This window comes from Escherichia sp. MOD1-EC6842 (assembly GCF_002965705.1).
Taxonomy (GTDB): domain Bacteria; phylum Pseudomonadota; class Gammaproteobacteria; order Enterobacterales; family Enterobacteriaceae; genus Escherichia; species Escherichia ruysiae.
The window spans coordinates 87531-100451 of record NZ_PTRF01000003.1 but is presented as its reverse complement, the minus strand read 5'-3'; the positions used below and the strand labels follow the sequence as shown (position 1 = coordinate 100451).

11 protein-coding genes are annotated in these 12921 nt (G+C 50.3%); 5 read left to right on the top strand and 6 right to left on the bottom strand.

Annotated elements, in window-relative coordinates; all coding sequences use genetic code 11:
- The first annotated feature begins 176 nt into the window (after positions 1-176).
- The 5 genes from argP (at position 177) to scpC (ending at position 6704) form a co-directional block, all read left to right on the top strand.
- Positions 177-1070, top strand: a complete 894-nt coding sequence (gene argP / locus A7Z29_RS04810) for a DNA-binding transcriptional regulator ArgP (RefSeq protein WP_000828349.1) — start codon at positions 177-179, stop codon at positions 1068-1070.
- Positions 1071-1271: 201 nt separating this feature from the next.
- Positions 1272-3416: a methylmalonyl-CoA mutase gene (gene scpA, locus A7Z29_RS04805; RefSeq protein WP_000073217.1), complete on the top strand. Its 2145-nt coding sequence runs from the start codon at positions 1272-1274 to the stop codon at positions 3414-3416.
- Positions 3409-4404 carry a methylmalonyl Co-A mutase-associated GTPase MeaB gene (meaB, locus tag A7Z29_RS04800; protein WP_000606487.1) on the top strand — a complete coding sequence of 332 codons (996 nt, stop codon included), beginning with the start codon at positions 3409-3411 and terminating at the stop codon, positions 4402-4404. Before scpA ends, meaB begins: the two co-directional genes overlap by 8 nt.
- A gap of 10 nt (positions 4405-4414) precedes the next feature.
- Positions 4415-5200 carry a methylmalonyl-CoA decarboxylase gene (scpB, locus tag A7Z29_RS04795; protein ID WP_000122066.1) on the top strand — a complete coding sequence of 262 codons (786 nt, stop codon included), beginning with the start codon at positions 4415-4417 and terminating at the stop codon, positions 5198-5200.
- Positions 5201-5225: 25 nt separating this feature from the next.
- Positions 5226-6704: a propionyl-CoA:succinate CoA transferase gene (gene scpC, locus A7Z29_RS04790; RefSeq protein ID WP_001056014.1), complete on the top strand. Its 1479-nt coding sequence runs from the start codon at positions 5226-5228 to the stop codon at positions 6702-6704.
- Here scpC and srsR read toward each other — a convergent pair.
- From srsR to pgk, 6 genes are all read right to left on the bottom strand, one after another.
- Positions 6701-7597: a LysR family transcriptional regulator SrsR gene (gene srsR / locus A7Z29_RS04785; protein WP_000350788.1), complete on the bottom strand. Its 897-nt coding sequence runs from the start codon at positions 7595-7597 to the stop codon at positions 6701-6703. The genes scpC and srsR overlap by 4 nt on opposite strands.
- 168 nt (positions 7598-7765) lie before the next feature.
- Positions 7766-8506 carry an oxidative stress defense protein gene (locus A7Z29_RS04780; RefSeq protein ID WP_000669825.1) on the bottom strand — a complete coding sequence of 247 codons (741 nt, stop codon included), beginning with the start codon at positions 8504-8506 and terminating at the stop codon, positions 7766-7768.
- A gap of 92 nt (positions 8507-8598) precedes the next feature.
- Positions 8599-9234 (bottom strand): arginine exporter ArgO, encoded by a 636-nt coding sequence (argO, locus tag A7Z29_RS04775; protein WP_000493354.1) that lies wholly within the window; start codon positions 9232-9234, stop codon positions 8599-8601.
- Between the two features lie 137 nt (positions 9235-9371).
- The gene (gene mscS, locus A7Z29_RS04770) at positions 9372-10232 is read right to left on the bottom strand and encodes a small-conductance mechanosensitive channel MscS (protein ID WP_000389806.1); all 861 of its coding nucleotides are present in this window, start codon (positions 10230-10232) and stop codon (positions 9372-9374) included.
- Between the two features lie 191 nt (positions 10233-10423).
- Positions 10424-11503, bottom strand: a complete 1080-nt coding sequence (fbaA, locus tag A7Z29_RS04765) for a class II fructose-bisphosphate aldolase (RefSeq protein WP_000034374.1) — start codon at positions 11501-11503, stop codon at positions 10424-10426.
- Between the two features lie 214 nt (positions 11504-11717).
- Positions 11718-12881 carry a phosphoglycerate kinase gene (gene pgk, locus A7Z29_RS04760; RefSeq protein ID WP_000111269.1) on the bottom strand — a complete coding sequence of 388 codons (1164 nt, stop codon included), beginning with the start codon at positions 12879-12881 and terminating at the stop codon, positions 11718-11720.
- Positions 12882-12921: the final 40 nt, after the last annotated feature.

Genomic DNA, 12921 nt, shown 5'->3' with positions numbered 1-12921 from the left:
GTGCCAGTAACTCGCCCACAGAACGTTGCCTTTACGCTCTACAAAGACTAAAAAAACACGGTATTGTCAGTCAAAATTTCCATTATGGCTGCTTTTGTATACGTTAAATGCTCTGTACCCAAAGCAAAATTATGTCATAGTTCGGCATAAGAAAATTTGAGGAGCAGGTTAAAGCAATGAAACGCCCGGACTACAGAACATTACAGGCACTGGATGCGGTAATACGTGAACGAGGATTTGAGCGCGCGGCACAGAAATTGTGCATTACGCAATCAGCCGTCTCACAGCGCATTAAGCAGCTGGAAAATATGTTCGGGCAGCCGTTATTAGTGCGTACTGTCCCGCCGCGACCTACAGAACAAGGGCAAAAACTGCTGGCACTGCTTCGCCAGGTGGAATTGCTGGAAGAAGAGTGGCTGGGGGATGAACAAACCGGTTCAACCCCGCTGCTGCTTTCACTGGCGGTCAACGCAGACAGTCTGGCAACCTGGCTGCTACCGGCGCTGGCTCCGGTGCTGGCTGATTCGCCTATTCGTCTGAACTTGCAGGTGGAAGATGAAACCCGCACCCAGGAACGCCTGCGTCGCGGTGAAGTAGTTGGCGCGGTGAGTATTCAACATCAGGCGCTGCCCAGTTGTCTTGTCGATAAACTTGGCGCGCTTGACTATCTGTTCGTCAGCTCCAAACCATTTGCCGAGAAATACTTCCCTAACGGAGTAAGCCGCTCCGCGCTGCTCAAGGCACCGGTGGTGGCGTTTGACCATCTTGACGATATGCACCAGGCATTTTTGCAGCAAAACTTCGATCTGCCGCCAGGTAGCGTACCGTGCCATATCGTTAACTCGTCTGAAGCCTTCGTTCAACTCGCTCGCCAGGGAACAACCTGCTGTATGATCCCACACCTGCAAATTGAGAAAGAACTGGCGAGCGGCGAGCTGATCGACCTTACGCCAGGGCTGTTTCAACGGCGAATGCTCTACTGGCACCGCTTTGCCCCAGAAAGCCGCATGATGCGTAAAGTCACTGATGCTTTACTAGACTATGGTCACAAAGTACTTCGTCAGGATTAATCAATCACTTAATGCCTGATAGCACATATCAGGCATTTTCCTTTTTTCTTTTTATCTTCTTTGAACAACGTCACGAAACAGACAAATCTCACGCGGCAAAAAACGACGTCCCAATGCATTTTTTTTGCTGGCGACAACCCCGTGTAAAAAGCTCACCGTAAGCACATCCCACCAATTTGATTGCGTTTTATGGAGCAAATAATGTCTAACGTGCAGGAATGGCAACAACTTGCCAACAAGGAATTGAGCCGTCGGGAGAAAAACGTCGACTCACTGGTACGGCAAACGGCGGAAGGGATAGCCATCAAGCCGCTGTATACCGAAGCCGATCTCGACAATCTGGAAGTAACCGGCACCCTTCCAGGCTTGCCGCCCTACGTTCGTGGTCCACGTGCCACCATGTATACCGCTCAACCGTGGACTATTCGTCAGTATGCCGGTTTCTCCACGGCAAAAGAATCTAACGCCTTTTATCGCCGTAACCTCGCTGCCGGGCAAAAGGGTCTTTCCGTTGCTTTTGACCTCGCCACCCACCGTGGTTACGACTCTGACAATCCGCGCGTTTCAGGCGACGTCGGTAAAGCAGGCGTCGCTATCGACACCGTTGAAGATATGAAGGTGCTATTCGACCAGATCCCGCTGGATCAAATGTCGGTTTCGATGACTATGAACGGGGCAGTCCTGCCAGTACTGGCGTTTTATATTGTGGCCGCTGAAGAGCAAGGCGTTACACCCGATAAACTCACAGGCACCATCCAGAACGACATTCTGAAAGAGTACCTCTGCCGCAATACTTACATTTATCCGCCAAAACCGTCGATGCGTATTATCGCTGACATCATCGCCTGGTGTTCCGGCAATATGCCGCGCTTTAATACCATCAGTATTAGCGGTTACCACATGGGCGAAGCGGGAGCCAACTGCGTGCAGCAGGTGGCGTTTACTCTCGCTGATGGAATTGAGTACATCAAAGCTGCACTTTCTGCTGGCCTGAAAATTGACGACTTTGCCCCGCGCCTGTCGTTCTTCTTTGGCATCGGTATGGATCTTTTCATGAACGTCGCCATGCTGCGTGCCGCACGTTATCTCTGGAGTGAGGCGGTAAGTGGATTTGGAGCCAAAGATCCGAAATCACTGGCACTGCGCACCCACTGTCAGACCTCAGGCTGGAGTCTCACCGAGCAAGATCCCTATAACAACGTTATCCGCACTACCATTGAAGCGTTGGGCGCCACGCTTGGCGGTACACAATCACTGCATACCAACGCTTTTGATGAGGCACTTGGACTGCCAACCGACTTCTCGGCACGTATAGCCCGTAATACTCAGATAATCATTCAGGAAGAGTCAGAAATCTGCCGCACCGTCGATCCGCTGGCCGGATCTTATTACGTTGAGTCGTTGACCGATCAGATCGTCAAACAGGCTCGATCCATCATCGCTCAGATTGACGAAGCCGGGGGTATGGCGAAAGCGATCGAAGCGGGTTTGCCAAAACGCATGATCGAAGAAGCGTCTGCGCGTGAGCAGTCACTGATCGATCAGGGCAAACGCGTGATTGTTGGCGTTAACAAGTACAAGCTGGATCACGAAGACGAAACCGATGTCCTTGAGATAGACAACGTGATGGTACGTAACGAGCAGATTGCTTCACTGGAGCGCATTCGCGCCACCCGCGATGATGCTGCCGTAACCGCCGCACTGAATGCTCTGACTAATGCGGCACTGCAAAACGGAAACCTGCTGGCTGCTGCTATTAATGCGGCACGCGTTCGCGCGACATTGGGTGAAATCTCCGATGCGCTGGAAGCCGCTTTTGACCGTTATCTGGTGCCGAGCCAGTGTGTTACCGGCGTGATTGCGCAAAGCTATCATCAGTCGGAAAAATCAGCTTGCGAATTTGATGCCATTGTTGCGCAAACGGAACAGTTCCTCGCGGATAACGGCCGTCGCCCGCGAATTCTGATCGCCAAAATGGGGCAGGATGGACACGATCGCGGGGCCAAAGTCATTGCCAGCGCCTATTCCGATCTTGGATTTGACGTTGATTTAAGTCCGATGTTCTCGACACCAGAAGAGATCTCCCGCCTGGCGGTGGAAAACGACGTTCATGTGGTGGGCGCGTCCTCACTCGCTGCCGGGCATAAAACGCTGATCCCGGAACTGGTAGAAGCCCTCAAAAAATGGGGACGCGAAGATATCTGCGTAGTCGCTGGCGGCGTTATTCCACCGCAGGATTATGCCTTCCTGCAAGAACGCGGCGTGGCGGCGATTTATGGTCCGGGTACGCCCATGCTCGACAGCGTACGTGATGTACTGAATCGGATTAGCCAGCGTCATGATTAACGAAGCCACGCTGGCAGACAACATTCGGCGCTTACGTCAGGGTGAGCGTGCCACGCTCGCCCAGGCGATGACGCTGGTAGAAAGCCGTCATCCACGTCATCTGGAACTAAGCACTCAGTTGCTCGACGCCATCATGCCGTTTTGTGGTAATGCCCTGCGACTGGGCGTTACCGGTACACCTGGCGCGGGGAAAAGTACCTTTCTTGAAGCCTTCGGTATGTTGCTGATTCGCCAGGGGCTGAAAGTCGCGGTGATTGCCGTCGATCCCAGCAGCCCAGTGACCGGTGGCAGCATTCTTGGCGATAAGACTCGGATGACCGAACTGGCGCGTGCCGATGCGGCATTTATTCGCCCGGTTCCGTCATCCGGTCATCTGGGCGGCGCCAGCCAGCGGGCGCGGGAGTTAATGCTGTTATGCGAGGCGGCAGGTTATGACGTGGTGATCGTTGAAACCGTCGGCGTCGGGCAGTCGGAAACCGAAGTCGCCCGCATGGTGGACTGTTTTATCTCACTGCAAATCGCCGGTGGTGGTGATGATCTCCAGGGCATTAAAAAGGGACTGATGGAGATGGCAGATCTGATTGTCATTAACAAAGACGATGGCGATAACCACGCGAATGTCGCCATTGCCCGCCACATGTACGAGGGCGCTCTGCATATTCTGCGTCGCAAATATGACGAATGGCAGCCGCAGGTTCTCACCTGTAGCGCGCTGGAAAAATGCGGTATCGATGAGATTTGGCGCGCAATTATCGATTTCAAAACCGCACTTACCGCCAGCGGTCGTTTGCAACAAATGCGGCAACAACAATCGGTGGAATGGCTGCGTAAACAAACCGAAGAAGAAGTGCTGCACCACCTGTTCGCGAATGAAGATTTCGATCGTTATTACCGCCAGACGCTATTAGCAGTCAAAAACAATACTCTCTCGCCGCGCACTGGCTTGCGGCAGCTCAGTGAATTTATCCAGGCTCAATATTTTGAATAAAGGAATTTTTATGTCTTATCAGTATGTTAATGTCATTATCATCAACAAAGTTGCGGTCATTGAGTTTAACTATGGCCGCAAACTCAATGCATTGAGTAAAGTCTTTATTGACGACCTGATCCAAGCACTAAGCGATCTCAACCGACCGGAAATTCGTTGTATCATTCTGCGTGCTCCGAGTGGTTCCAAAGTCTTCTCCGCAGGCCACGACATCCATGAACTGCCATCAGGCGGTCGCGATCCTCTCTCTTACGATGATCCGCTACGGCAAATTACCCGTATGATCCAAAAATGCCCCAAACCGATCATTTCGATGGTCGAAGGTAGCGTCTGGGGAGGTGCTTTTGAAATGATCATGAGTTCCGATCTGATCATCGCTGCCAGCACGTCGACCTTCTCAATGACCCCAGTTAACCTTGGCGTACCGTATAACCTGGTGGGCATCCACAACCTGACCCGCGACGCGGGCTTCCACATCGTCAAAGAACTGATTTTTACCGCTTCGCCAGTCACCGCCCAACGCGCGCTGGCTGTTGGCATTCTCAACCACGTTGTTGACATCAGCGAGCTGGAAGATTTCACCCTGCAAATGGCGCACCACATTTCCGAAAAAGCACCGCTGGCGATCGCGGTAATCAAGGAAGAACTGCGCGTGCTGGGCGAGGCGCACACGATGAATTCAGACGAATTTGAACGTATTCAGGGGATGCGCCGAGCGGTTTATGACAGCGAGGATTATCAGGAAGGTATGAATGCTTTCCTGGAAAAACGTAAACCTAATTTCGTCGGTCATTAATGCTCAGCGAATGAAGGAGTAAAAGATGAATATGATCTGGGCAAGGATGACCGCCGATGAAGCGGCGGAAATTATCCAGCACAATGATATGGTAGCATTCAGCGGCTTTACCCCTGCGGGTTCACCTAAAGCTCTACCTGTCGCTATTGCTCATCGTGCCAACGAACAACATGAGGCGAAAAAACCGTACCAGATTCGCCTGCTAACCGGCGCGTCAATTAGCGCCGCCGCCGATGACGTGCTCTCTGAAGCTAACGCCGTTTCATGGCGCGCTCCGTATCAAACATCATCTGGGTTACGCCAAAAGATCAATCAGGGGGCAGTCAGTTTTGTTGATCTACACTTGAGCGAAGTCGCGCAAATGGTTAACTACGGCTTCTTCGGCGACATTGATGTTGCGGTAATTGAAGCCTCAGCCATTGAGCCAGATGGACGTGTCTGGTTAACCAGTGGGATCGGTAACGCTCCGACCTGGTTACTGCGGGCCAAGAAAGTAATCATTGAACTCAATCACTATCATGATCCGCGCGTTGCGGAACTGGCGGATATTGTGATTCCTGGCGCACCACCGAGACGCAATAGCGTTTCGATCTTCCATGCGATGGATCGCGTCGGTACTCGTTATGTGCAAATTGATCCGAAAAAGATTGTTGCGGTCGTGGAAACCAACTTACCTGATGCAGGTAAGTTGCTGGATAAGCAAAATCCCATGTGCCAACAGATCGCCGACAATGTGGTTACCTTCTTATTGCGTGAAATGGCACAGGGGCGCATTCCGCCGGAATTTCTGCCACTGCAAAGTGGGGTAGGCAACATCAATAATGCGGTAATGGCGCGTCTCGGGGATAACCCGGATATTCCACCGTTTATGATGTATTCGGAAGTGCTACAGGAATCAGTAGTTCATCTTCTGGAAACCGGAAAAATCACCGGAGCCAGCGCCTCCAGTCTGACTATCTCCGCCGATTCACTGCGCAAGATTTATGACAATATGGACTATTTCTCCTGTCGGATTGTGTTACGTCCGCAGGAGATTTCCAATAACCCGGAAATTATCCGCCGCCTTGGTGTTATCGCTCTGAACGTCGGCCTGGAGTTTGATATTTACGGGCACGCCAACTCAACGCATGTTGCCGGAGTTAATTTAATGAACGGTATCGGCGGCAGCGGTGATTTTGAACGCAATGCTTATCTGTCAATCTTTATGGCGCCGTCGATCGCCAAAGAAGGAAAAATATCAACCATCGTGCCGATGTGTAGTCATGTTGATCACAGCGAGCACAGCGTGAAAGTGATCATCACTGAACAAGGGATCGCCGACCTGCGCGGCCTCTCTCCACTTCAACGCGCACGCGCTATCATCGATAACTGCGCCCATCCCATGTACCGTGACTATTTGCATCGCTATCTGGAAAATGCCCCAGGAGGGCATATTCACCACGATCTTAGCCACGTTTTCGATCTGCATCGTAACTTGATCGAAACGGGTTCAATGCTGGGTTAATTGCTCGTACCATCACGATCTTCAGCAATTTGCTGTAGTATCGTGGCGGTATAGCGATGATTTTTCAGTGAATAGAGGTATTCCTGCATATACATTGGCGTATGCGGTGCATCGAAATATTTCAGCGTTGCCGGATTCACCAGTCGCCAGGCAAAATGTGGAATGACTGTCAGAAAATGTCCGCGCTCAACGGCGCTGATTTTGGCCATAAAACTGTAGGGGCGATAAATGATTGTTGGATTGATCCCACAAGGGCGCATGTTCGCATCAATCATCGCTTCATAGTTAGCGCGGTTCTGAAAGCGCATCTGTAACCACGGTAACTCCTGTAATAACTCCTGCTCCTGACGTTCTTCAAAACGGCGGGAAACAAGAAACCCCAGTCGCAGCGGCGACAGTTCGCTGATAGTTAGATTTTCCAGCCCCTTAACACGGGCGGATACATGCTGCGGAGAGATAATAAAATCAAACTGGCGGTAGAAGAGATTATCGATAACCCCATTTTCGCTAAACTCAACCGGCTGGGCAGTCACCCCTTCATATTTATCACCAAGACTGATTAGCTGATCAAAAATAATCGTCGGATACGTATTATCGATGCCAATGACAATTTCATGAGAATGACGCCCGGAATTATGAATTTCATTATCAATAGCAGAAAGTCGTTGGTAAACCGGAAATAGTTTTTGATAAAGTTCCTGTCCGGCTTTATTGAGACTAATGTTGTTATCTTTACGGGTAAACAGCGTATAACCAATTTGTTCCTCCAGCGCGGCAATACTTTTGCCAAACGGTGAAGCCGTCATATGTATTTTTTCTGCTGCCCTGGCAATATTATTGGTTTGCGCTAATAAAATAAAATTGCGCATCTTTTTTGAAATAAAAATATCCATACCCTCTCCCCAAACATCACTGTCCGCTTAACCGTTTCAGTTATTCAATCTTTGATGATATCGCGAGCAAAGATAGGTAATTGCATCATGGTTTTACAGAAAATTACAGAAAAAGGAGACGATATAAGGTGAAGACATTAGCCCGACAAATGAGTCGGGCTAAATGTATTATTGTGCGGTAGGTGTTTTTGCCGGTTGCTGATCAACGGGTTCTAACTGGAAGACCACATCCACCTGGTCATCAAACTGAATAGCGGCCTGCTCGTAAGTTTCCTGAGTAGAAACCGGCGCGGCATCAGCTTTCATCATCCGAACCATCGGGCTGGGCTGATAGTTGGAAACATGGTAGCGCACGCTATACACCGGTCCCAGTTTGCGATTAAAGCCATTCGCCAGCTCCTGCGCCTGATGAATCGCGTTATCAATCGCGGCCTTACGCGCTTTATCTTTATAGGCATCCGGTTGCGCTACTCCCAGCGAAACAGAACGAATTTCATTAAGACCAGCCTTCAGCGCGCCATCCAGCAAAGAATTCAGCTTGTCTAACTGACGAACTGTTACCTCTACCGTTCTCACTGCCCGGTAGCCTTTCAGAATACTTTTGCCATCCTGGTAATCGTAATCTGGCTGGGTACGTAAATTCGCAGAACTGATATCTTTTTTCGCGATCTGATTGAGTTCAAGGAAAGAGATATATTGCGCCACGCGCTCATCCGCTTGTTTTTTGGCGGTAGCAGCATCCTTCGCGGCCACATTAACTTCAATAGCAAGAGTGGCAATGTCTGGCACCGCATCTACGCTTGCCGTTCCTGAAGTGACAATGTGCGGACCATCCGGTAGTTCATTGGCCTGTACTGCCATCCCGCTGAAACCCATCAATGCCGCCAGGGCGATAACTTTGAACTTCACGTTAGTCTCTCCGTGTTTATTTACTTGCCCAAAATTCAAAACCTCTGTAGGCAAGCTTAGCGTCTCTGTTTTTATTTTCCATCAGATAGCGCCTAACTGAACAAGGCTTGTGCATGGGCAATACCATCTCTCGCCAGCTGTAGGGCGATAAACCACATTACGCCACCAACAATAATATTAATAATACGCTGCGCTTTGGCGGTACGCAGACGCGGTGCCAACCAGGCTGCGAGAAGAGCCAGACCAAAGAACCACAAGAAAGAGGCGCTAATCGTCCCAAGCGCAAACCAGCGTTTTGGTTCAACATCGAGCTGCCCGCCGAGGCTCCCCAATACCACAAAGGTATCCAGATAAACATGGGGATTCAGCCAGGTCACTGCCAGCATGGTGGCAATAATTTTCCAGCGTCCCTGTTTCATGACTTCAGCACTAACCAGCTCAATATTACTGCTCATCGCCGTTTTAAAAGCGCCAAAACCATACCACAGCAAGAAGGCAACGCCGCCCCAGGTGACCAGCGCCAGCAACCACGGTGACTGCATCAGTAACGCGCTACCGCCAAAAATCCCGGCGCAAATCAGAACCAAATCGCTGATTGCACAAAGTAAGGCAATCATAATGTGGTACTGGCGGCGAATACCCTGATTCATCACAAAAGCATTTTGTGGACCGAGCGGCAGGATCATAGCCGCCCCAAGTGCAAGACCTTGAAAGTAATAAGAAAACACGTTGGATATTCCGAATTAAGTATCTGATGCAGAGAATATAGCGCGGGAATGTTATTAGTGGAAATTGATATTATTAATTGGCAATCAGAATAACTAATAAGAGAGAGGCCAGATAAATTATCTGGCCTCAGCGTTGATTATGCAGCTTTGTCCTCTTTCACCCGCTTAAAATTCACATCCATTTGCGGATACGGGAAGCTGATACCAGCGGCATCAAACTCGCGTTTAATACGCTCCAGCACATCCCAGTAAACGTTTTGCAGATCGCCGCTGTTACTCCAGACGCGGACCACGAAATTAATCGAGGATGCGCCAAGCTCGTTCAGACGCACGGTCATTTCGCGATCTTTTAAAATGCGATCGTCAGACTGGATAATATCGGTCAGGATCTGCTTCACCTGATCGATATCGGAATCATACGCCACACCAATGATAAATTCGTTACGGCGCGCAGGCTCGCGAGAGAAGTTAATAATATTACCGGCAATAATTTTACCGTTCGGAATAACGATAATTTTACCGTCTGCGGTGCGCATAGTCGTAGAGAAAATCTGCACGCTCTGCACTGTACCGGCAACACCGCCGAGGTCGACATATTCACCGGCACGGAACGGACGGAACAGTACCAGCAACACACCAGCGGCCAGGTTAGACAGAGAACCCTGCAACGCCAAACCTACAGCTAAACCTGCGGCACCCAGCACGGCGATAACCGATGCAGTTTGTACCCCCACACGACCTAACGCTGCGATCAGCGTAAAAGCAATAATCGCATATCGGGCTAATGCAGAGATAAAATCAGCAACGGTGGCATCTATGTTACGGGAGATCATCAGGCGATTCACCGCGTTGGAGATCATCCGCGCGATAATCAAACCAATGATGATGATCGCGAGAGCCGCCACGATGTTTACAGCATAACTCAGCAACAGCGCCTGGTTGTTCACCAACCACGAACCTGCACCGTGTATGCTATCGACAACATTCAAATCTTCCATTCAATATTCCTTTTTAACTGACTCAAAATGGAGAAATACACTCCGCTGCCTTATGACGGGCAGTCTGACAAGGGTAAACAATAAAGCATAATTTTGCCAAATAGATCACAGATTTCTCCTGTCCATCACCTTGCTTTTGGCGAAAAAAAAGACCCGCAGAGCGGGTCTTGAGATAAGCAGAAAGGAATATCTTACAGAACGTCGATCGCGTTCAGTTCCTTGAATGCTTTTTCCAGACGAGCGATCATCGAAGTCTGACCGGCACGCAGCCATACGCGCGGATCGTAGTATTTCTTGTTCGGCTGATCTTCGCCTTTCGGGTTGCCCAGCTGACCCTGTAGGTAAGCTTCGTTTTCTTTGTAGTAGTTCAGAACACCTTCCCAGGTTGCCCATTGGGTATCGGTATCGATGTTCATTTTCACTACGCCGTAGCTTACGGAGTCTTTGATTTCCTGAGCAGTAGAACCGGAACCACCGTGGAATACGAAGTTCAGGCTGTTGTGCGGCAGGTTGTGTTTCTTAGAAACATATTCCTGAGAGTCGCGCAGGATAGTCGGAGTCAGAACCACGTTACCCGGCTTGTAAACGCCGTGTACGTTACCGAAGGACGCTGCGATGGTGAAACGCGGGCTGATTTTGCTCAGCTCGGTGTATGCGTAATCAACGTCTTCTGGCTGGGTGTACAGTGCAGAAGCGTCCATGTGGCTGTTGTCCACGCCGTCTTCTTCACCACCGGTGCAACCCAGTTCGATTTCCAGAGTCATGCCGATTTTGGACATGCGCTCCAGGTATTTAGAGCAGATTTCGATGTTCTCTTGCAGAGATTCTTCAGACAGGTCGATCATGTGAGAAGAGAACAGCGGCTTGCCGGTAGCTGCGAAGTGTTTTTCACCCGCGTCCAGCAGACCGTCGATCCACGGCAGCAGTTTCTTCGCGCAGTGGTCGGTGTGCAGGATAACCGGAACACCATAATGTTCAGCCATCTGGTGAACGTGATGCGCACCAGAGATCGCGCCCAGGATAGCAGCACCCTGCGGAACGTCAGATTTCACGCCTTTACCAGCGATAAAGGAAGCACCACCGTTGGAGAACTGAACGATAACCGGCGCTTTAACTTTAGCAGCGGTTTCCAGTACGGCGTTGATGGAGTCAGTACCGACGCAGTTTACTGCTGGCAGTGCGAAGTTGTTTTCTTTTGCTACCTGGAAAACTTTCTGTACGTCATCACCAGTGATTACGCCAGGTTTTACGAAATCAAAAATCTTAGACATGTCTCTTGTCCTGTATCGTCGGGCCTTATACTCGTCATACTTCAAGTTGCATGTGCTGCGTCTGCGTTCGCTCACCCCAGTCACTTACTTATGTAAGCTCCTGGGGATTCACTCTCTTGTCGCCTTCCTGCAACTCGAATTATTTAGAGTATGAAAAAATGCGTGCTCTAAAAGCGCGCTGAAACAAGGGCAGGTTTCCCTGCCCTGTGATTTTTTACTTCTTAGCGCGCTCTTCGAGCATCGCTACTGCAGGCAGTACTTTACCTTCCACGAATTCGAGGAATGCGCCGCCGCCAGTGGAGATGTAGGAGATTTTGTCAGCAATGCCGAACAGGTCGATTGCTGCCAGAGTGTCGCCGCCGCCAGCGATGGAGAACGCTTCGCTGTCTGCGATAGCGTTAGCCACGATTTCAGTACCTTTGCGGAAGTTCGGGAATTCGAACACGCCAACCGGACCGTTCCACAGAATGGTTTTCGCATTCTTCAGGATTTCAGCCAGTTCCTGAGCGGAAGCGTCGCCGATATCCAGGATCTGCTCGTCAGCTTTCACGTCGTTAACAGATTTCAGAGTAGCCGGAGCAGTTTCAGAGAACTCGGTTGCTACGCGAACATCAGACGGAACCGGGATGTTGCAGGTGGTCAGCAGACGTTTAGCTTCGTCAACCAGGTCAGCTTCGTACAGGGATTTACCCACATCGTGGCCTTGTGCCGCGATAAAGGTGTTAGCGATACCACCACCAACAATCAGCTGGTCAGCGATTTTAGACAGGGAGTCCAGAACGGTCAGTTTGGTAGATACTTTAGAACCACCAACGATAGCCACCATCGGGCGAGCTGGTTCTTTCAGTGCTTTACCCAGCGCGTCCAGTTCAGCCGCCAGCAGCGGACCTGCGCACGCAACGTCAGCGAATTTACCGATACCGTGAGTAGAAGCTTGCGCGCGGTGAGCAGTACCGAATGCGTCCATTACGAATACGTCGCACAGTGCAGCGTATTTTTTGGACAGGGTTTCGTCGTCTTTCTTCTCGCCTTTGTTGAAGCGAACGTTTTCCAGAACAACTAGTTCACCTTCAGCAACATCAACGCCGTCGAGGTAATCTTTAACCAGACGAACCGGGTTAGACAGTTTGTCTTTCAGGTAGTTAACAACCGGCAGCAGAGAGAATTCTTCGTTGTACTCGCCTTCGGTAGGACGACCCAGGTGGGAAGTTACCATCACTTTAGCGCCTTGTTTCAGAGCCAGTTCGATGGTCGGCAGAGAAGCACGGATACGTGCGTCGCTGGTTACTTTCCCGTCTTTTACTGGTACGTTCAGATCCGCACGGATAAATACACGTTTCCCAGCAAGATCCAGATCGGTCATCTTAATTACAGACATGGTGAATCCTCTCGTTGATTCTAAAAGTTTTGCAGACGCT